Here is a 20,788-nt window from a genome sequence, read left to right as displayed (position 1 = left end):
AAAATCACTCCCTATAAAAGTACCTTTTCTCTTACGACAAATTTGCCGTTAACAATTGTATAATAAACCGCACCATTAAGCTTATACCCATTAAACGGTGAGTTCTTGCTCTTTGACTTGAACTTTGTTATATCTACCGTTACGTCCTCATCAACATCAATTATGACTATGTCAGCAGCTTTTCCTGTCTCAAGGGATCCTTTATTGAGCCCTAATATCTTTGATGGGTTAATACACATCTTTTCAACTATCTGTTCCAATGTAAGCACATTGGTTTTTAACAGATATGTAATTGCTAAAGGTAAAGCAGTCTCAAATCCAACCATTCCGTTTGCAGCAACAGCAAACTCCACATTTTTTTCATCTATGTGGTGAGGTGCATGATCTGTGGCAATTATATCTATTGTACCGTCCCTGAGGCCTTCTATTATAGCGTCAACGTCCTTTTGAGTCCTTAACGGCGGATTGACCTTAGCAAGTGTATTAAATCCGTCACAAGCCTCTTCTGTAAGAACAAAATAATGTGGGCATGTTTCACAAGTCACTTTTACCCCACGTTTTTTAGCATTACGTATAAGATCAACTGATAGCTCAGTGCTTACGTGTGCAATGTGAATAGGTGCATTTGTGTATTCAGCCAGTATAAGGTCCCTTGCAACCATTATCTCTTCTGCAGCTGAAGGAATACCCTTTAACCCCATAATGGTGGACTGATAACCTTCATTCATAAAACCTTCTTCAGCAAGCTCAAGATCTTCACAGTGTGAAATCACAGTTATATCAAACATGGATGCATACTGTAACGCCTTCTTCATAATTGAGGCTTTCTTAACAGGCCTTCCATCATCCGATATTGCTACAGCTCCTGCAAACTTCAGCTCCCCTATTTCAGAAAGCTCTTCCCCTGCCTGTCCCTTGGTGATGGCACCTATGGGATAGACATTTACAAAACCATCCTGTTTTGCTCTGGTTATAATATTTTTTACAATAGACTCATTATCGATTACAGGATTTGTATTAGGCATGCATGCGATTGATGTAAATCCTCCAACTGCAGCACTCTGTGTTCCCGTTTCAATATCTTCCTTGTACTCAAATCCTGGCTCTCTTAAATGACAGTGTGCATCAACAAGCCCCGGAATAACATATTTTCCTGCAACATCCACTATATCACCGGTAGTGAACTCCAAATCATTACCTATATCAACTATTTTCCCCTTATCTATAATGATATCAAAAACACCGTTTCTTCCGGATTTAGGATCTATTATATGTCCGCCTTTAATTAATGTTTTCACCGCTATTCCTCCTTGTCAAAAGGTATAATACCGCCATCCTCACGGCAACCCCATTAGTTACCTGCTCATTAATGCATGACTGATCTCCGTCTACAACATAGGTTGAAAGCTCTAAGCCCCTGTTTACAGGTCCCGGGTGCAGCACCAAGGCATCTTTCTTGGCAAATTTGAGCCTTTTGGTATCCAGTCCGAAGAACTTGGCATACTCCCTTGCTGTGGGGAATAATCCTTTCTTTTGCCTTTCCAGCTGAATCCTCAAGCCCATAACGACATCAGCATCAATAAGTGCCTCCTGGATTGTGCTGTACACTTTTACTCCGGTTTTCTCAATTCCCATGGGTATCAGTGTAGAAGGACCGGCCACACTCACCTCAGCTCCAAGCTTAACCATTCCCCAGATATTGCTTCTGGCAACTCTGCTGTGGAGTATATCGCCTATTATGGCAACCTTCATGCCTTTTAAACTACCTCTTTTTTCATATATTGTAAACATATCCAATAACGCCTGAGTCGGATGCTCATTCATTCCATCACCGGCATTAATAACCGATGCTTCTACATTTTTGGCAATCAAGTGAGGAGAACCGGACATGGGATGTCTTAGTATTATTACATCAGTCCCCATCATATCGATAGTTTTTGCAGTATCTATCAATGTCTCTCCCTTTGAAACGCTACTGCTTGAAGCTGAAACATTTGCAGAACTGGCACTCATATACTTTGAAGCAAGTTCAAAAGACAGGCGAGTCCTGGTGCTGTTCTCATAAAACAAGGTAACAATTGACTTTCCTTGAAGGTGTGGAGTCTTTTTGTTGTTGGTTGTGAGAATATACTTCATGGTCTTCGCTGTCTCAAGTATGTGTTCTATCTCTTCTGCCGACATATCCTTTAACCCAAGAAGATCTTTGGATTTTAAAATCATGTAGTCTCCCCTCCGCTTTCGTATAGTTTAAATTGAAATTATATAAAACCTATAATTGCTGGTTTATTAGACATAAAAATAGTAAGGGCAACTACCCTTACTATCATAAACACATTTATTTGAAATAGCTGAATAACAATAAAAGTAAATAGATAGGAAATATAGTTTAAAATCTATCGACTCTATGCACTTTTTCAGGTAACCAGCTAATCTCATTTGCATTTTGATAAATTCCTTTCCGTCTATTTCATATAGCACATTCTTATTATCAATGTGCTATTGTTTTTTCCAAATCCCCAATTATGACAATATTTTCTTTATCTATTTCTTCCAACTTAACATGTATAACTTCGCTTTTTGCAGTCGGAACATTTTTACCTATATAATCAGCCCTTATAGGAAGCTCTCTATGTCCTCTGTCGATAAGTATTGCAAGTTGAATGGCCTTTGGCCTCCCTATATCCATTACCGCACCGATTGCTGCTCTTACAGTCCTGCCGGTAAAAAGAACATCATCTATCAAAATAATTTTTTTATCATTTACCGGAAAGTCAATTTGTGTTCCATTTATCAGAGGGTGTTCAGCAAGCATGCTGAGATCATCTCTATAGAAAGTAATATCCAGTATTCCTACCGGCACATGTACTCCCTCAATTTCAAAGATTTTCTTGGCAATCCTTTGAGCCAGAGGCACTCCTCTTCTTTGTATGCCGATGAGGGCAATGTCTTTAATACCCTTGTTTTTTTCAATGATCTCGTGGGATATTCTTACAATGGCTCTGTCAATGCTGCTTTGATCCATAATTTCTGCTTTACTGACCATGTTTGCACCCTCCAGATACAAAATAATATTTTGCTTCGAACATTCATAGAAATTTAAAAAGCTTCCTGCCAAAAGGCAAGAAGCTACATATGCTAAGTAACACTAGTAAATTATACCTTTCAGCCTCTCTGGACTATTTTAAAGGTTCCATATTCAAGTTCAATTTATAATATCACAACATGAGTTTATTGTCTATAGAAATAAGAATATTTATTCATAATTTATTGAAGATGTTTTAATTCATAACAAGGTTACGAACCTTTCAATCTATAATGACTTAAACTGTTTCAGATCCAATACCTCTTTGAAGTAGTGGGGCAAGTCCACCTCGAATCGCATATTTTCACCGCTTACAGGATGTATAAACTCAAGAATTTTGGCATGAAGAACCTGTCCGTCTGTATTTATGCTTTTATTTCTTCTTCCATAGACTTCGTCCCCCATAACAGGATAACCGATATATGACATATGCACCCTGATCTGATGGGTTCTTCCCGTCTCCAGTCTGACTTCAATAAAGGTTGCATCCTCAAAACGTTCAAGCACTTTGAAGTATGTAACAGAATGCCTGCCGTTCTTGGTACTCACAGCCATCTTCTTTCTATCGACAGGATGCCTGCCTATAGGAGCATCTATTTTACCTGATTCCTCTCTTATTACTCCATCCACAACAGCATAGTAGACCCTTTTAATGTCATGAGCTTTTAACATTTCAGTCAATTTTTCATGGGCCTTGTTGTTTTTTGCAACCACCAGAAGCCCTGAAGTATCCTTATCTATTCTATGAACAATACCTGGTCGTATAACACCGTTTATATCGGATAGATCATCTCCGCAGTAATCCATCAGTCCATTTACCAAGGTACCTGAATAATTCCCCGCAGCCGGATGAACCACCATTCCCTTTGGCTTGTTTATTACAAGTATATCCTTATCCTCATAGACTATGTCCATATCAATCTTTTCAGCTTCCACATCAAGCTTTACAGGGTCAGGTACAAAAACCGTCACCTCATCATCTACTTTAAGTTTGTAGTTCGATTTGATTTTCTTACCGTTTACGAGAACCGATTCATTATCAATAAGTTTTTTTACATATGTTCTTGAATAATCACCCAGCTTTTCGCTTATCCATGAGTCAATTCTTAAATCCGCAGTATCTGCAACAAGTTTTATCTCTTCCATTAGGATTCTCCAACCTCTTTTTTCTCAATTTCGTTGTTTTCAAACTCTCTATTATGAGCTTCTTTTTTTTCAATGTCCCTTTGCATGAAAAGTATGTAGCAGACCATGAGTGCTGTTCCTATAACAACAAAGGAATCTGCAATATTAAATATCGGGAACTGGTACGATCCGAAGAAGAACTGCAGAAAGTCTACCACACTTGCCCGAAAAACCCTGTCAATAAAATTGCCCATGGCACCACCCAATATTAATGTAAGGGAGAGCTTTAAAAATTTGTTATCCGACTTCATATGAATACGGATAAGAATTGCTGACAAAACAATTGTAAAAGGTATAAAAAATATTCGTCCATTTTCAAGTATTCCCCATGCAGCTCCTGTATTTTTCCAATGAGTTATATTGAAAAAATCACTAATAACAGGTATTTGCTGGCCTAAACTAAGATTACTTATTATCAAGTACTTGCTGACCTGATCTAAGACGACTATTGCAATAGCTAGTGCTATCCATAACATATAAATTAACCTCCATATACTGTAATTTGTTAGACATTTTATACTATCTAACAGGTGCTGTAATATACCATTTTGTTACATCGTTATACTTATTCCACTGGTAAGAGCTCAAATCTCCCCTCACCCTTTTGTTAAAAAGAACAGCATGATTGTAAAAATATAACCCTATATAAGGCATTTCATCGCTTATAATACTTCTCATGTTAAAAAACATGGCCTTTTTCTTGGCATCATCATTTTCGCTTTTTATTTGCCTTAAGTACCCGTCAACCTCCGGGTTTTTATATCCTGAGGTGTTAAAAGCATAACTGTCTGATGAAAAAGCATAAGATATGTCTGAATAATCAGGTATGCTTAGTCCTAACAATGCCATATCATATGTCTTGTTGTTAATTTTCTTGAATTCTTCATCCCATTTCATTTTTTTAACTGCAACTTTAATACCGCATGCTTCTAACTGGCTCGCGATCATTTCGCCAATTCTGAATCTTACATCATTATCCTCATTTACCAATAACTCTAACTCTAATTTTCTGTAAACGCCTCCTACAGACTTATACATTATACCCGTTGTCATATCTTCCTTCCAACCATTTTGCAAAAGCAGATCCCTCGCACTCTTAACGCTGGCTGTGTATGAGAGTGCATTTGACTCATACAGCCATGTATCGGGAATGACAGGTAGATCTGCCGCTATAGCTTCACCTGGTATAATCTTATCAATTAACTTCACTTTGTCAATAGCATATGCCATAGCCTGTCTTACGACTTTGTCATTTAAAACTGCATTTTTGAGGTTTAAAGATAAATATTCGTAATTATTGCTTGGAAACTTCTTTAAATATACATCATTTCTTCCGTTAAACTTACTAAAGTCACGATTTTTCAAATAAGTCAAGTCTATTTTTTCATCCTGAAAATCATTGATGGCATCCTTGCTGCTGCGATTGAGCACTACGTCTATGCTGCTGATATATGGAAGAATTTTTTCTTTTTTGCCTGAAGCCCTCCACCAGCTTTCATTTAGCTTCAATTTTATAAGACTTTTCCCATCGGATGACAAAAACATATATGGTCCGGTGCCCATTGGAGTTTCATTTTTCTTGGATGTAACTATGCTGTCCCCGTTAAAATGTCTTTTTGATATTATAGGAAACGTCATCAACTCGGCTAAAAATGAATTTGGGTTTTTTAATATAATTTTTATAGTATTTTTGTTAACTGCTGTAAAAGCGGATATATCCTCAATATTCTTTTTATATAAAGTATTTACCTTTGGATCCTGAATATTTTTCAGGGTAAATTCAACATCTTCCGCAGTAAATGGAGTTCCATCCTGCCAAGCCACATCATTTCTGAGATAAAAAACCCATGACAGGCCGTCTTGGGAAACCTCCCATTTGTCCGCTAAAACAGGAAGCGGCCTTTGACTCTTATCAAGTCTGACCAGACTCTCAAAAATCATTTCAGAGAAATCCTTAACGTAGAGGTTCTGTGTCAAAAGCGGGTTTAAGGTATCGGGAGCTGTACTGAATATTCTTAGATTTCCTCCTCTTACAGGCCCCTTATCCATTATATCACCGCTGAATTCATTTTGGGTATTTTTTTCTTTGTTTTCTATATTTACACTATCCCTGAGGCTGCACGATGTAAGAAAAATATTAATACATAACAGCGTTGAAACTACCTTAATAACCCTACTTTTCATTTGTATTCTCCTCGCATATACATTATAAAATCTGCATTATGGCAGTAAGACTCCCGGTCCTGCCGCTGTCTCCCCTATGGGAAAAGAATATATCATTATTGCATTTTGTGCAAATTTCACTCATACAAATGTTTTCTTCCCTGACGCCTTGCCCAACCATTGTCCTTTTAATAATACCCTGCAGATCTATCTTGAGTTTTTCATCATTTAACCACTCACAAAATATGTCTATGTCATTATGCTTAGCTTTAAATTCTTCATAGACTTCCTTTCCCACCTCAAAGCAGCATTTCCCTATTGATGGCCCCACAGCAGCAACTATGTCTTGTGCCAGGCAGCCGTACTCTTTATTCATTGAAATCAAAGTCTCCTTTGCTATTTCCTTTAAGGTTCCCCGCCATCCTGAATGGGATTCTGCTATAACTTTTTTTTGGGGGTCAAAGAACAATAAAGGAACACAATCGGCATAAAATGTTACAAGGGCTACACTTCTTTCATTTGTCATTAATCCATCATAGCCCTGAATATCACTTTCCTTAAATATGCCTTTTCCCCTGTCCTGCTCTCCAACAGCTTTTATTTTACTGTCGTGAACCTGTTTGGATAAAACCATATCCCTCGAATCTATATTTAATACCTCAGCAACCCTCCGATAATTTTCCAAAACATTCTCCCTTGTGTCCTTACGGTTAAAGCCCATGTTAAGGGATGAGCACTCACCTGTACTGACTCCGCCGATCCTCGTGGTAAAGCCGTGACTTATGGTGCTTTGGTATTTCTTCAAGTTGCTAAACTGTATAAATTCAACCCCGTTTATGGAATTATAAGTTATGTTATTGTTGTTTATAAAAATTTCCTTCAAATTATTGCACCCCTTCGGCCCGATATAACTTAATTCATATCATATTATAGCTTATTATAATATGATTCTCAATATAACTTAATACCATACCATCACAGAGCAGCAAATGCAAAAACTTGGAGTGGTTTTGTAACCCTGGCAATTTTGCACAAAAATTAATTGAATAAATTATAGAAGGAGATTATTATTCTATTGTCGAATAAAATCAAGTGAATAAACTTTAACCGATGAGAGGAATTTATCGTGGGATTTAAAAGATTCAGGAAATTATATTACAGCATTTCAATAAAAAGCAAACTAAACCTTCTTATATTTATCCTCATGGCCTATTCAATTGTTTTTATCGCCTATTTTGGGTATAAAAGCTATGCTTCCGTATTCGAGGAAAAATCTACCGAAAACCTTGTAAAAAATGTTGACGTCCTCTCAACAATACTGTCTGACAGATTGGAAAATGTTATAAAAAGCTCTGCGAAGATACTTCTTGACGATAAATTATATGCGGCAAATGACCAACTAAAATCCGGCTTAAATGAGCCATATTTATCCAATCCTCAGACATTCAAATCCGACATAGAAATTTATCTTGGAAGCTATGTTGCTTCTAGCAATGAGTTTGATTTAATGGCCTTTAGATTTAACATAAGCAATAAAACCTATTTTGCCGACAACAACCTTACACTTGATAGCGAAAAGATAATCTCAGACGATAAGTTGTTTCAAATGGCAAAAAAATCTTCAGGAAATCCGGTTTGGTATTTCAAGCAGCAAAAGGGTAAACCTACTGAAATATATATTATAAGAGAAGTTTTGGACTACGCTTCAGCTAATGAATCAATAGGCACTTTAGTTTGTAAGGTAAATGAGAACTACCTTTTTGGTACCATACGTGATTTTCTGACTTATAACGTACAGAATGTTAGCATTTATAACGATAATGGGTTACTCGTTTATCAATATAATACCTTTGATGAAAAATACAAAACAGCTTGGGAAGAGCTGTTAAAAAGCTCTGAGCCCAGCGGGTTCTACAGTGCTAAACATGGTGGAGATACAATTTATTTGGCTTATAACGAAATCCCAAAATTGAAATGGAAGCTTGCAGTGTTCATATCTTCAAACCTTTTATTAGTCGATATGAAAAAGGTTCTAATTACCATTTTCATTCTTTGCCTTATTACACTTCCAATCTGGCTTATACTGATTTATACTATCTATAGGGACATAATAAACCCGGTATATCTGTTAGTTGATAGGATGGATAAAATAGAAAAAGGCAATACCGGAATAACAGTTGCTGATGACAGGCTGGACGAACTTGGTTATGTTTTCAAGACCTTTAACAGGATGTCTGAAGAAATAAACAGGCTTATAAATAAGGTATACAAGGAAAGCCTTATGATGAAGGATGCTGAAATCAAGGCACTTCAGGCTCAGATTAACCCTCATTTTCTATGCAACACATTAGAAACCATCAATTGGAAAGCAAAACTCTATGGAGTTGACGATATCAGCGAAATGGTAACGGCTTTATCATCGATAATAGATGCAAACCTTGACAGAAATAATGAAAAAATGATACCTATAAGGCGGGAGCTTGACTATATTGATAATTACAACCTGCTTATTCAAAAAAGGTTTGGTAAAAAAATTAGATTTATAAAATCAATAGATGATGATGCTTTAGATTATAAAATACCTAAGCTGCTTATTCAGCCATTGATAGAAAACTCAATCTATCACGGCCTAGAAACCAAAAAAGGCGGCGGAACAGTTGAGCTTATCATTTCAATTGAAGAGGACATGCTTCTTATTATTGTTGCGGATGATGGCAAAGGAATTGATGATGAAACTTTAAAAAAATTAAAGCAGAGTTTGGAAGAAAATGTAGAAAATCAGTATGAAAGCAGGACGAAAATTGGTATAATGAATGTACATAGAAGAATAAAACTTATTTACGGTAGCGATTTTGGCCTCAAAATTTTCAGTGAGGCTGGAAAAGGAACTACGATTATTCTCAAGCTTCCGTTTAATGAGGATCAAGGGGTAGGTATATGATAAAAGTTGTAATAATTGATGATGAAGAAATAATTCGTGAGGGTCTCCGAAAAATAATAGATTGGACCAGCATGAATTGTGAAATTATCGGGGAAGCTGAAGATGGCGAAGATGGCCTTGAGCTAATTAATTCATTGCAGCCGGACATTATTATTACGGATATAAGGATGTCTTCTAAAAGCGGTTTGGAGATGATTTCTGAGATAAAAAGTATCAAGGAAGATTGCAGAATAATAATACTTACTGGCTTCAGGGATTTTGAGTATGCTCAGGAAGCTATAAAGCTAGGTGCTTTCCGTTACCTGTTAAAACCATCCAAGGTTGACGAAATTACCCAGACAATTAAATGTGCAATAAAAGAGATAAAAAAGGTTAAAGAAAAAAAAGAACATTACAAGCTATTAGTTAAAAAAGCAAATGAAATACAAAGCTCAAAAAAGTATTACCTGCAGGATTTCTCAGATACAAACGAAAATAATTATAATATTCAAACCGGTATCAATTCAGATGGTATTAATCAAAAAGGAAACGGCTATGAAACCAGTGAATCGTCTAAAAATTCAAAATACCTTGTAAATAGAGCCCTTATTTATCTTCGTGAAAATTATTCCAAAAATATAAATTTAAAAACCCTGTCGGAGGAACTTTACATCAGCACTTGGTATTTAAGTAAATTGTTAAAGAAGGAGACAGGCAGCAATTTTATAGACATCCTGAATAACATCCGTGTCGAGGAAGCAAAAAAGCTGCTTGGAGACCCCAAGTATAAAATATATGAAATAGCAGAGGTAGTTGGTTTTTCCGATGTCACCTACTTCTACAGGCTCTTCAAAAAACTTACCGGAATGACTCCGATGGAGTATAAAAACAGTATGTTGTAAATAGCAAAAGCTTTTCATCCAGAATATGAATGAAAAGCTTTTATTTATATTAAAAGTCATAGTATATGTAAAAAATTATTTTCGAAATATCTTTATAATAGTTACACCTTCCACTTTTGGAAAAGTATATTGGTTCTATATAGTATTTTTTTGTGGAATATTTCCGCATAGCTTATACTGTTGCTATAATAAGGCATATCTTCCATATATAACTCGCTGTCCTTATATTTGATTTCGTTTTCCATTTTTAATGATTCATACCTGCTGTTTAATGATCCTTTTTCGACAAAATCAATAAATACAGGGACGCGATAATTTTCCTCAAGCCATTTTATCATTTCATCGGTTATTTGATCATCCTCAATGTGCTTTTCGATGAGAAATTTTATGCCGTTCCTGAAAGGAATAGAGAGCCACATGCCGTTTATCGGCAAGTGAGAAACCATTTCCTCCAGTATCCATATATCAAATTCTCTGTCCTCAACTACAACACTGCCCCTCTTTCTTCCGTCTATTTCCATAGACACCTTTCGACCGCAGGGACACTCCTTATGTGTAACCTTGGCTCTATCACCTGTCAAATATCTGATTAATGGAGTAGCCTTCTTGTTTAGTGTTGTTATTGCAAGGGTTCCTGCCTCTCCTGATGCAACCTCTTTGTCCAGATTCTCATCCAACACTTCAAATAAAAAATTTTCATCAAGGGGGTGGGTTTTTCTATGCTCACATTCAATCATTAAAGGCCCTACCTCTGCTGTACTGAAATAATCATAGATAGGTACTCCCCACATTCTTTCAATCAACTTTCTCTTTGAGGAAGTTAACGCCTCTCCCGCAGTATAAATGGCCCTTAAGGCAGAAAAATCAGACTTTAGATTATAACCCATCATCTGTGCAGTCTCAGCAATGAGCAACGCTTGAATAGGCATAGTCGCCAACACTGTGACATCCAGCTTCTTCATCATGTAGACAATTCTTGTAAATGGGGTTATATTATTTTTGGAGCTGGTAGGTATAACACATGCATTCTTCATCTGTGCTGCAATATGCGTAAAGTGTGCTGTTGTGGAAAGTGCATATGGGAACCTTATGAGCACTCTGTCGTCTTCATTAAATCCAATGCCTCCCGAATTTATCCTTTTGGCACAATCGATAAGCTCGCTTTTTGTAAACCAGGAAACCGATGAACCTCCCGAAAAACTAAAGGTATCGTGATATTGGTATAATTCCTTCTTCGGAACACAAATAAAACCATTTGGAGAATTATTTATTATATCATCTTTTGTAGTAAAAGGCAGACTTTTGAAATCTTCTAGCGATACTATTTTCCTGTCAGGTATTCTGTTCCTATTAAAATGTGACTTTCTGGATTGCGTAAGTGTTTCATTCAGTTTTTTTAAAACATTTTCATTCAAAAACATCCTAAACCACCCCCATATATAAGAAAAGTCAAAGAGCCATAGATAAATTGAATTAATTTAATCTTTAGTGCAGTTTATAGATTCCAATCCGATATTTAATTTCCAGTGTGTTAATAAAAGTAATTACCCTTGGAAATTAATTATATTATTTTACTTAAAAGCTGTCTATATTTTTCTGATAAGAATTTAAAAAATACTTATTTATACTCTAATTTCTTTTATTATCGTTTACAATGGAATTAATTGTTTACAGATAGCAAATAATTGTCATCTTCAGTTATAGCATACAAACAATAGCACAATTTTGTTGTTTCGACATTAAAGTATTATATTCGAGGATTTATTTACAGTCAAAGTTCTTGTTATTTGAGTACTTTTTAATTAAGGGCATTTCAAAAAATACATTGTTTAATTATTTTTTGCATATTACCCTTAATTCAGCTTTTTGAAATGCCCCATTGACCAGTTAATTATTTGATAATACCTAAACGGTAATTTCAACAATATTTCCGTCAGGATCAAGAACTACACTTTCAAAGTAACCATCCCCCGTGGTCCTTGGTAATGAAATAAGTCTATATCCATCATTTGTAATCATATCGGTCAACTCAATAACCTTCTCCTTACTTCCAACGGAGAATGCAATATGTGTATAGCCCATCGTCTCCTGATCTATGGCCCCAGTACTTACCTGAGGCCTTGTCATAATTTCGAGCCTGGCACCATCGGCAAATACCAGGAAATAGGACTGGAATTCCTTATGAGCACTTATGTATTTTTCATTTCTTCTTCCTTCGAAATACCTTTCATAGAAGGCTGCAAGCCTTTCAATATCTGCTGTCCAAACAGCTATATGCTCGATTCTCATAATAATACCTTCTCTATTAGTACTATATAAATATTAGTATTCTATCCATATTCCTATATGCTATCTAGTATTATATTACCATAAAATTGAGTACTTGCGGCATATGGAATTATTTATACAAAAATTTTATAATTAAATTATCAGGTAAGTCAAATTAAAAGCCGGCACTCACAAATCAAAAATATTGATTATCTTTATACTCCTAAAAATTCTTTAAAATTGAAAGGTGGAATCCCTATGATGAAATTTTATTATGATTATGTAAAAACTTATCTAAACAGCAAAAAGGGCCAGGGTATGGTTGAATATGGTCTGATCATCTCCCTTATAGCAGTCGCAGTTATAGCAGCCCTAGTAATACTTGGACCTAAGATAGCAAACCTCTTCAACAATGTTTCAAACGAAATGTAGCAATAAAATATATTCCGACAAAAGGTCTGATAACTTCAATAGGGGTTATTAGGCCTTTTGTTATGTTTAATAATTGCGTTAACTATGTTTTACATAACTTCTTATATTTTTGGTTTTATCCTTAACAAGTATAATCTGACGTTTCATAGCTGTTGTAAATATTTGTTTTAATTTGTCATAGTCATTGAATTCTTTTGTTGCTCTGTCAACTTCAAGCTTGATCAAATAAAAATCAATATCCACAAGATTTTTCAAAAGAATATTATAATATGCTGACTCTATGAGCATATCTGTAATTTCTGAGACCCTTTTAGCCATTTTGTTAAAAAGGTTTTTATTTTTGGATGGATGATAAATATCTTTAGCTATTGAATCCACTATACCTTCCTGCTCATCAAACAGCCTTTCAAATTTATTCATTTCTGTTATAAGTCCTTTTTTAAATTCATCAAGCTTTTTATCCACATCATAAGAAAACCTGCTCTGTCTGTGTATGTTTGCGATAAGTCCGTCAATATCCCTCTCTGTAGACCTTATAATCGGAATCAATTCGTCAAGTCTGAAGTTGTTTACGTTTTCAATGTTTAGTCCACCTTCAGTAGCATTATATAGCTCAACCCTGTCCTTAATCTTATCAAAATAGCTTTCAAACCAGTTTCTCATTGATAAAAACACTATATTTGTATAAATAGGCTGTCCAAAAATATCTTTCTCCAATACCAGGTTGGAATCAATACTTTGGTTATCATTTACAGCCTTTCCTGTAAGTGCAAGGTCCTGCCCCACTATAATAATAGGATTACAGCCCATCTTAAAAAGCAAATCCCCGCATGAGTTGGCTACTGACGGTCCGCTTAAAATATATTCACTCTTTATGTTGGAAAATTTTAAAAACTCTGATGTAAAATTATCAACTGGATAATTCATAAGAAACTTAGGTCCTTCATAGCTTTCTACAGAACCTGTTGCGATCTGATTGGTATATATAAAGTAAATGTCTTTGCTTCTAACTTTCCTGTGCAGCTCAGCCTCAGCCTCACTTGCATCTATCCCCACCATAAAATGAGGAGTTATGTCGTACTCCTCTAAGATTCTAATGGCACTGCCTGCTGCCATTATTACGGCATTATTTTTAATTTCCTTAAGTAGGTGAATGTTCTTTCTAAGTGAAGGTCCTGCTGATACCAGTACCCCCGGCACTCCATGAAACCTACCGATAAGCCCTTGAAAATTGGAAGCTTCCTTGATTTTTAATGAATTGGACAAGCTGTTGGCTGTCCACAGCTCCCCAAATACCCTCTTGGTAGAAAAATCTACATTGAAGTTTTCCGCTTGTTTAATAAATTTACTTCTTAGCTCATCCCACAAGCTTTCAAACATAAACCCATAAACTTCAAAGGGCTCACACTGAATTCCTCCCTGTTCGGTATCCCACAAAAGCAGGTTTATTCTTTCCAGAATGCTTTCGATAGGTTCATCAAGAAAAATTTCCGACTTTTTAATTATGAGTTCAAGGTTTCTTATGCTAATGATGTGATAGAACAAGTTTATGTCAGGCTCAACTATTATTACCTTTTTGTTTTTAAACCCGGTCAACAGTACCTCAAGATGATAGCCGAATCCTGTTCCGAAAACTATGTCTGCTTTATTAGTAGGGTCGATGTACTTGTCTATCCACCTGTAGGCCTCACTTATCGGGTCTTCATGGTCACAAAGTATAAAATCCTCTCCGCCGATTTTGACAAGCATATTTATAATAATGTCATCCTGTTTGGCTACCACTATTTTTTCAATTATATTATTTTGCGGCACATAACGATTATTGATATACAGCTCCAGTTTTTTAAATACACTGGGCTGGTGTCTTTCCAAAAGCTTGAGATTCTTTTGCAATACCTCATTCATCATTATCAACTCCACTTATAAGAGGTTTTATTTGTCTCTGATTATCTTCCTGAGCTCATCCATAAAGGTGTTTATATCCTTAAACTGCCTGTAAACCGATGCAAATCGTACATAAGCAACTTCATCCAGCTCTTTCAGTTTTAAAATAACCATTTCACCCAATTCATTGGATGTTACTTCCCTCTTTAGAGAATTGCAAACCTGGCTTTCAATACCATTAACAAGCTTTTCCAAATCTTCTACTGATACCGGTCTTTTTTCACAGGCCCTCATAAGCCCATTCATTAACTTTTGCCTGTCAAATATCTGACAGGTTTTGTCTTTCTTCACTACCATAATAGGCAGACTTTCAACCTTCTCATAAGTTGTAAACCTCCGAGTGCAATTGGAACACTCCCTCCTTCTCCTGATGGCAGTATTTTCATCAGTAGGCCTTGAGTCAATTACCTTGTCCTCTATAAAGCCGCAAAACGGGCACCTCACAAAATCCCCTCCCTAACTAAAACACTAGATGAACTTCTATATACCAGCGTATTTTTATTTTAAATTCTATCATAGTAAAAAAAAATTATAAAGATATTTGGAATTTATTTTATTTTTTTAGCAAAAATCAGGCATCTTAAATATATTTTTTCATGTGCATCAGGGCTGTTTTTTCAAGTCTCGAAACCTGTGCCTGTGAAATCCCGATTTCTTCAGCAACCTCCATCTGAGTTTTCCCTTCAAAAAACCTCAGATTCAAGATATGCTTTTCTCTTTCTCCAAGCCTCCTCATCGCTTCCTTCAAAGCTATTTCCTCAAGCCAGTTTTCATCCTGATTCTTTTCATCCTTCACCTGGTCCATAACATAGATTGCATCACCGCCATCATGGTAAACGGATTCAAAAAGCGAGATAGGATCCTGAATGGCATCTAATGCAAACACCACATCTTCCTTGGGAATTTGCAACTCCATGGCTATCTGATCCACTGTAGGCTCCTTAGAGTTGTTGTTAGTCATCCTTTCCTTTACCTGCAGTGCTCTATAGGCAATATCCCTTAAGGACCTGCTTACGCGAATGGAATTGTTATCCCTTAGATATCTCCTGATTTCACCTATGATCATAGGTACAGCATAAGTAGAAAACTTTACATTCTGAGAAACATCAAAATTGTCTATAGCTTTTATAAGGCCTATGCATCCTACTTGAAACAAATCATCAACATATTCTCCTCTATTATTAAACCTTTGTATTACGCTTAAAACTAGCCTAAGATTACCCTTAATAAATTCCTCTCGTGCCGTGGTGTCCCCTTTGTGCATTCTTTCAAATAAAACTTTTTTCTGTTCGTTAGATAAAACTGGTAATTTAGACGTATTTACTCCACAAATCTCTACTTTATTTATAAGCATAGAATAACCTCCCGGCAGCTAATATTTTGTCAATATCATTATTGCCTGAGAGGTTTTTTTTATACTGTAAAATACATAAATTACACTAAAGATTTTTATAAGACAAATTGAACTTATTATGTATAACTTGCCGGTTTTAATGGTATTCCGTAAAGTAGAAGTAATATTTCAGTCAGCCCTACATCATCCTGCTTATCTCCTTTTTAAGCCTGCTTATGATCCTCTTTTCAAGCCTAGAGATATATGACTGGGAAATGCCCAGCATATCGGCAACTTCCTTCTGGGTTTTTTCTATACCGCTCTCCAGCCCGAACCTCAACTCCATTATTTTCTTTTCTCTGTTCGTAAGTTTCTTAATGGCAATATTCAGGAGTTCTCTGTCCACCTCATCTTCTATGCTCCTGTGAATAAGATCGTTCTCGGTACCTAGAATATCGGATAAAAGCAGCTCATTTCCGTCCCAGTCTATGTTAAGAGGCTCATCTATGGATATTTCAGTCTTAATTCTATTATTCCTTCTCAAATACATTAATATTTCATTTTCAATACACCTTGAAGCATAAGTAGCAAGCTTGATGTTTTTAGACGGATTAAAGGTGTTTATGGCCTTTATAAGGCCTATTGTACCTATTGATATAAGGTCCTCCACTCCAATACCGGTATTTTCAAACTTTCTAGCTATGTACACCACCAGTCTTAGATTTCTCTCAATAAGTATTGTCTTTACGCCAAAATCACTGTTTTCAAGTTTGTTTAAGAGAAAGCTCTCTTCATCATTGCTAAGTGGAGGCGGCAAGGCATCACTTCCACCTATATAGTGTATTGGTGACCTCTTATATTTACCAAATTTCTTTAGAATATTAATGTACTTTATGAGTAGTATAAACTTGATCCTTTTGCCAATAAACATTCCTTCATCCCCTTTTATTTAATAAATTTTATATCGTTAGGATCAAACACCTTAAACAAGTTCCGGATTAAGAAGTGCCCTATATCTCTCGTTTCTGGACAATGTTTTGTTACATATGCCTACAACCACATCCCTTACCCCCTTCTTATCATCGTCTTTCCCTATTTCAATATAATCAGGCTTAAAACCAATCAATATTCCGTTATCCTTTCCTATTGACATGAACGGTATAAGTCTGAATCTGGAAAACCATTTTGAATTGGATATTACCCTAGATATATTGTCCAAATCATTTTCTTTGGATTCCTTAAATATATCCTGAATGTCAGTTGGCAATACATCTTTGATAGCCAGGTACTCTACAATAATGACAGGCATATTGGTCAGGGGATCATGCAGTGAATTTCCCGTGTCGACTAAAGCTGCCAATTCAATTACATTGTCCTCAAAAGATATTTTTATTGGCATAAGATACTTTTCCTTGGTTCTGCTTTGAATGATTTCAATAAGTATCTTTACAATTATTCCCACCATAATAAGGGACAGTACCAGAATAGTGAGCTTATTCTTCCAGAATACATATACAATCCCGTTTCTTACAAACCCTCCCGACTGGTTGAAATAAATAAATGCAAATGCAGCTCCTGCAAATATAAAAGTAGAGACATAAAACATTGCAAGAATCTTAAAAAAAGTTTTCAACTTTTCAGGAGTAAATGTAACAGCAATAATTCCGGCCGACAGAAGCAGCTTCGCAATAATTGTTCCATACACCTTCATACCGGGCAGCATAATCAGAACTACCACATATGATGCACCAATTGCAGCTCCAACAGCAAGCCTCAAGCTAGATACCCTTACTTTTGAAAAGATTGATGTTACATATAGTATTAAGAAATTAACTACCAAATTTTCCAAAAATAAAACATCCAAATAAATTTCCACGCTTGATACCCCGTATGTTTTTTATATTTAATGTTTATTATGATGAATGACTCCCACTGTTTATAATATACTTATATTCAGCAGGTCTTAAGTTTATGTATATTATATAACTTCTAATGAATAGTTTTTGTCAAACTGAACTGTAGAAATATGGAAACTGATTGACAAAATATCCTATAGCCTTTTTATACAACACGCCTGGGATATTTTTAATATTAATTGATAATATCAATCTTGATTTGCACCAACTTAAAACGATTCTTTAACTTGAGAATTTAGATAAGCTTAGTGTTTTACACTAACCAGATTGTACTAATATCTTACATGGAATATTTTTTATTTTTAGCTGGCTTTATTATACTAGAGGATTATCTATTTTAAAATTACCTTGCTGACGTAACATAAACAGAGCCTTACGCTTTTGGCACAAGGCTCTGATATATATCTGGCGACTACCTATTTTACATCATGAATAGATGTCAGAAAACTCAACACTGGCCATGTATAAGTATTTCCTGGACTTATTGTCTTCATTTCCGGCCTGAATGCATGAGGCTTCTGCATTGGCTGGAAGCCTTATTATAAACTCGGTATATTCCCCCAACTCACTTTCTACACTGATCTCTCCTCCATGCATATCTATAAGTGATTTCACAATTGATAATCCAATACCACTCCCCTCGCTCTCCTTGGTCAGGGATGTATTTAACTGCCTGAATCTTTCAAATATTTGGTCTTTTTTATCTTTTGGTATTCCAATCCCTGTATCTCTTATTGAAATCAATATGTTATCTCCCATATCATTGAGCCTTACAAATATACTTCCCCCAGGCCTATTGAATTTAGTTGCATTTGAAAGCAAGTTGAGCATAACTCTTTCAATCTTATTTATATCGCAAACCATATATTTTTCTTCGGTATCGGTATCAAAAGTAAGGCTCAACGATTTGCTCTCAATAAACTCAGCAACAGATAGTGTAACTCGCTCTATAACATCTACGATATTGCAGCACTGCCGGTTTAATTCAAGAAACCCCGAATCAATTTTTGTTATATCAATAATGTTATTTATTATTTTTAGGAGTCTATAGCAATTTTGCCTGATTGATGCTACATTTTTGTTTAGTTTATTTTTTATTTCATCTGGGTTTTTGTTGTCTTTGTAAGACTCGATTAATTGTACAGATCCCAGTATAACATTTAAAGGTGTGCGAAACTCATGAGATATATTAGTAAAAAATTCTGTTTTGAGCTTGTCATATTCTATTACTTCATTTAACAACCTAAGGTTTTCATCACTTGCGAGCTTAAGCTTCTCCTCAACCGTCTTCTTTTCTGTTATGTCAGTATGCGTTCCTATAATACTTAATATTTGGCCATGGCTGTTCCAAATACCCTGCCCTTTCAGGTGAATCCATAAATAGCCGTCTTCTTTAGTTTGTATTCGGCATTCGCAAGAAAGTTTGGTAATTCTTCTTTTTATATAATCATCAATGTTACTTAGAAGCATATCTATATCATCTGGATGAACGAATTCCTTCCAAATGTCCAGAGGGTCTGAAATACTATTAAACTCAGCACAAATCTTTTCTTTGAGAGTAGGTGAAATATAGATGCTGCTATTTTCCATGTTACATTCCCAAAGACCGTCGGTAGTCCCATTAATAACTAACCTGTACATTTCATCTCTTTTTCTCAATTCTTCTTCAGAAAATTTTAATTTTTTCATACTGTGTTCAATTAGGAAATATAGCATGACTCCTGTTATGGCAACAAAAAGCCATCCTTTTACCATAGATATGTATGCCATTATTGAATAATTTAATTTAAGAGATTTCAGCAAAGAATCTGAAAATAAAACCCATAATGAACTTAAAGTAATGTAAAGCAATACGATTTTACTGGATGACTTAAATAAGTTTTTGAAAACATATTTTTTAGATGGCACCTTTTTCCTCCCATTTGTGTTAACATACACTAATCTTAATCAAATGATATATTAAATTTAATCTTATAGAAAATCAAATTATGTCATTCTATTATACCAAGTTAATTCAGATTATACCATATTATAGGATTAATATATTATTATTGTAAATAAATTTGATAAGCTTAAACACTCAAAATTCCTTTATAACACAAACAAAGTCTCATGCTTTTTGCACAAGACTCTGATATAGATACGGCGACTACCTATTTTACCAAGAGGCGATCCTCTAAGTATCGACAGCACTATGAATTTTTAGGATCCGATAAAATCCTATCAAAGAAATAAATATTTACTGACAATTTTTCTATTACTAGCAATAGCTACAAGTATTTGTGTAATAGTTAGCTATGAAGGAACCATTTCCATAAGTTATGCCAACAAAATTTGGAATCTCATCTTCTGCGAATCCCATACCAATTATAATATAAAAATACAAAGTTCCCCGATCAATACATAGCCGATTCAAGTCATATATAGATCTCCAAACTTCTTCATCAATTCCTCCGTACGCGTACGCTATAAAATAAGCACAAACAAAGCCTTATGCTATTTGCATAAGGCTCTGATATAAATCTGGCGACTACCTATTTTACCAAGACGCGACCGTCTAAGTATCGTCGGCACTAAGAAGCTTAACTGCCGTGTTCGGGATGGGAACGGGTGTGACCTTCTCGTAATAACCACCAGAAAATT

General features: G+C 35.5%; 18 protein-coding genes and 1 rRNA gene. 3 read left to right on the top strand and 16 right to left on the bottom strand.

The features are described 5' to 3' along the window. Nucleotides 1-11: 11 nt before the first annotated feature. The 7 genes from VIO64_RS07955 to pgeF all read right to left on the bottom strand — a co-directional run bounded on the left by VIO64_RS07955 (nucleotide 12) and on the right by pgeF (nucleotide 7,313). Nucleotides 12-1,298 carry a dihydroorotase gene (locus tag VIO64_RS07955; RefSeq protein ID WP_331916910.1) on the bottom strand — a complete coding sequence of 429 codons (1,287 nt, stop codon included), beginning with the start codon at nucleotides 1,296-1,298 and terminating at the stop codon, nucleotides 12-14. Continuing rightward, nucleotides 1,282-2,220 carry an aspartate carbamoyltransferase catalytic subunit gene (locus tag VIO64_RS07950; protein ID WP_331916908.1) on the bottom strand — a complete coding sequence of 313 codons (939 nt, stop codon included), beginning with the start codon at nucleotides 2,218-2,220 and terminating at the stop codon, nucleotides 1,282-1,284. Before VIO64_RS07950 ends, VIO64_RS07955 begins: the two co-directional genes overlap by 17 nt. Before the next feature lie 268 nt (nucleotides 2,221-2,488). After that, on the bottom strand, nucleotides 2,489-3,043 hold the full coding sequence (gene pyrR / locus VIO64_RS07945; RefSeq protein WP_331916906.1) for a bifunctional pyr operon transcriptional regulator/uracil phosphoribosyltransferase PyrR: 555 nt from the start codon (nucleotides 3,041-3,043) through the stop codon (nucleotides 2,489-2,491). A 267-nt stretch (nucleotides 3,044-3,310) separates the two neighbouring features. Beyond that, a complete protein-coding gene (locus VIO64_RS07940; protein ID WP_331916904.1) occupies nucleotides 3,311-4,228 on the bottom strand; it encodes an RluA family pseudouridine synthase in 918 nt (305 codons plus the stop codon). Continuing rightward, complete coding sequence (gene lspA / locus VIO64_RS07935; protein ID WP_331916902.1) at nucleotides 4,228-4,743, bottom strand: signal peptidase II; 516 nt, start codon at nucleotides 4,741-4,743, stop codon at nucleotides 4,228-4,230. The genes VIO64_RS07940 and lspA overlap by 1 nt, the downstream gene beginning before the upstream one ends. 43 nt (nucleotides 4,744-4,786) lie before the next feature. Beyond that, a complete protein-coding gene (locus VIO64_RS07930) occupies nucleotides 4,787-6,451 on the bottom strand; it encodes a peptide ABC transporter substrate-binding protein (protein ID WP_331916900.1) in 1,665 nt (554 codons plus the stop codon). Nucleotides 6,452-6,473: 22 nt separating this feature from the next. Next, entirely contained in the window at nucleotides 6,474-7,313 is an 840-nt protein-coding gene (gene pgeF, locus VIO64_RS07925; protein ID WP_331916898.1) for a peptidoglycan editing factor PgeF, read from the bottom strand. Between the two features lie 243 nt (nucleotides 7,314-7,556). On the opposite strand from pgeF, the gene VIO64_RS07920 reads away from it, so the two are divergent. Then, nucleotides 7,557-9,371 (top strand): sensor histidine kinase, encoded by a 1,815-nt coding sequence (locus tag VIO64_RS07920; protein ID WP_331916896.1) that lies wholly within the window; start codon nucleotides 7,557-7,559, stop codon nucleotides 9,369-9,371. Further along, entirely contained in the window at nucleotides 9,368-10,252 is an 885-nt protein-coding gene (locus VIO64_RS07915) for a response regulator transcription factor (RefSeq protein ID WP_331916894.1), read from the top strand. The genes VIO64_RS07920 and VIO64_RS07915 overlap by 4 nt, the downstream gene beginning before the upstream one ends. Before the next feature lie 101 nt (nucleotides 10,253-10,353). Here the strand turns inward: VIO64_RS07915 and VIO64_RS07910 are convergent, their stop codons facing one another. Together VIO64_RS07910 and VIO64_RS07905 are read right to left on the bottom strand one after the other, a co-directional pair. After that, nucleotides 10,354-11,673, bottom strand: a complete 1,320-nt coding sequence (locus VIO64_RS07910; protein ID WP_331916892.1) for a phenylacetate--CoA ligase family protein — start codon at nucleotides 11,671-11,673, stop codon at nucleotides 10,354-10,356. Nucleotides 11,674-12,157: 484 nt separating this feature from the next. Next, on the bottom strand, nucleotides 12,158-12,541 hold the full coding sequence (locus VIO64_RS07905; RefSeq protein ID WP_331916890.1) for a VOC family protein: 384 nt from the start codon (nucleotides 12,539-12,541) through the stop codon (nucleotides 12,158-12,160). A gap of 237 nt (nucleotides 12,542-12,778) precedes the next feature. Between VIO64_RS07905 and VIO64_RS07900 the strand changes: the two genes are divergently transcribed. After that, nucleotides 12,779-12,952 carry a Flp family type IVb pilin gene (locus tag VIO64_RS07900; RefSeq protein WP_331916888.1) on the top strand — a complete coding sequence of 58 codons (174 nt, stop codon included), beginning with the start codon at nucleotides 12,779-12,781 and terminating at the stop codon, nucleotides 12,950-12,952. A 78-nt stretch (nucleotides 12,953-13,030) separates the two neighbouring features. Here the strand turns inward: VIO64_RS07900 and VIO64_RS07895 are convergent, their stop codons facing one another. The 7 genes from VIO64_RS07895 to rrf form a co-directional block, all read right to left on the bottom strand. Further along, nucleotides 13,031-14,860: a 6-hydroxymethylpterin diphosphokinase MptE-like protein gene (locus VIO64_RS07895; protein WP_331916886.1), complete on the bottom strand. Its 1,830-nt coding sequence runs from the start codon at nucleotides 14,858-14,860 to the stop codon at nucleotides 13,031-13,033. 24 nt (nucleotides 14,861-14,884) lie between these two features. Further along, entirely contained in the window at nucleotides 14,885-15,340 is a 456-nt protein-coding gene (nrdR, locus tag VIO64_RS07890) for a transcriptional regulator NrdR (protein WP_331916884.1), read from the bottom strand. A gap of 136 nt (nucleotides 15,341-15,476) precedes the next feature. Further along, entirely contained in the window at nucleotides 15,477-16,250 is a 774-nt protein-coding gene (gene sigG / locus VIO64_RS07885; RefSeq protein ID WP_331916882.1) for an RNA polymerase sporulation sigma factor SigG, read from the bottom strand. A 178-nt stretch (nucleotides 16,251-16,428) separates the two neighbouring features. After that, nucleotides 16,429-17,160 (bottom strand): RNA polymerase sporulation sigma factor SigE, encoded by a 732-nt coding sequence (sigE, locus tag VIO64_RS07880; protein ID WP_331916880.1) that lies wholly within the window; start codon nucleotides 17,158-17,160, stop codon nucleotides 16,429-16,431. 51 nt (nucleotides 17,161-17,211) lie between these two features. Next, on the bottom strand, nucleotides 17,212-18,105 hold the full coding sequence (gene spoIIGA / locus VIO64_RS07875; RefSeq protein ID WP_331916878.1) for a sigma-E processing peptidase SpoIIGA: 894 nt from the start codon (nucleotides 18,103-18,105) through the stop codon (nucleotides 17,212-17,214). A gap of 466 nt (nucleotides 18,106-18,571) precedes the next feature. Then, on the bottom strand, nucleotides 18,572-20,053 hold the full coding sequence (locus tag VIO64_RS07870; RefSeq protein ID WP_331916876.1) for a PAS domain-containing sensor histidine kinase: 1,482 nt from the start codon (nucleotides 20,051-20,053) through the stop codon (nucleotides 18,572-18,574). 613 nt (nucleotides 20,054-20,666) lie between these two features. Further along, a 5S ribosomal RNA gene (gene rrf, locus VIO64_RS07865) occupies nucleotides 20,667-20,783 on the bottom strand. Nucleotides 20,784-20,788 lie beyond the last annotated feature (5 nt).

This window comes from Pseudobacteroides sp. (assembly GCF_036567765.1).
In the GTDB taxonomy this organism is placed as follows: Bacteria; Bacillota; Clostridia; order Acetivibrionales; family DSM-2933; genus Pseudobacteroides.
The sequence above is the reverse complement of the archived record's forward strand: the minus strand, read 5'-3'. Positions and strand labels throughout refer to the sequence as shown.

Bases quoted from the DNA above. Each gene is read 5' to 3' on its own strand.
- VIO64_RS07905 (WP_331916890.1), bottom strand. From the start codon at position 12,541: ATGAGAATCGAGCATATAGCTGTTTGGACAGCAGATATTGAAAGGCTT.
- VIO64_RS07940 (WP_331916904.1), bottom strand. From the start codon at position 4,228: ATGGAAGAGATAAAACTTGTTGCAGATACTGCGGATTTAAGAATTGAC.
- VIO64_RS07915 (WP_331916894.1), top strand. From the start codon at position 9,368: ATGATAAAAGTTGTAATAATTGATGATGAAGAAATAATTCGTGAGGGT.
- pyrR (WP_331916906.1), bottom strand. From the start codon at position 3,043: ATGGTCAGTAAAGCAGAAATTATGGATCAAAGCAGCATTGACAGAGCC.
- VIO64_RS07950 (WP_331916908.1), bottom strand. From the start codon at position 2,220: ATGATTTTAAAATCCAAAGATCTTCTTGGGTTAAAGGATATGTCGGCA.
- sigE (WP_331916880.1), bottom strand. From the start codon at position 17,160: ATGTTTATTGGCAAAAGGATCAAGTTTATACTACTCATAAAGTACATT.
- VIO64_RS07900 (WP_331916888.1), top strand. From the start codon at position 12,779: ATGATGAAATTTTATTATGATTATGTAAAAACTTATCTAAACAGCAAA.
- VIO64_RS07895 (WP_331916886.1), bottom strand. From the start codon at position 14,860: ATGATGAATGAGGTATTGCAAAAGAATCTCAAGCTTTTGGAAAGACAC.
- lspA (WP_331916902.1), bottom strand. From the start codon at position 4,743: ATGTTATGGATAGCACTAGCTATTGCAATAGTCGTCTTAGATCAGGTC.
- VIO64_RS07930 (WP_331916900.1), bottom strand. From the start codon at position 6,451: ATGAAAAGTAGGGTTATTAAGGTAGTTTCAACGCTGTTATGTATTAAT.
- VIO64_RS07910 (WP_331916892.1), bottom strand. From the start codon at position 11,673: ATGTTTTTGAATGAAAATGTTTTAAAAAAACTGAATGAAACACTTACG.
- sigG (WP_331916882.1), bottom strand. From the start codon at position 16,250: ATGCTTATAAATAAAGTAGAGATTTGTGGAGTAAATACGTCTAAATTA.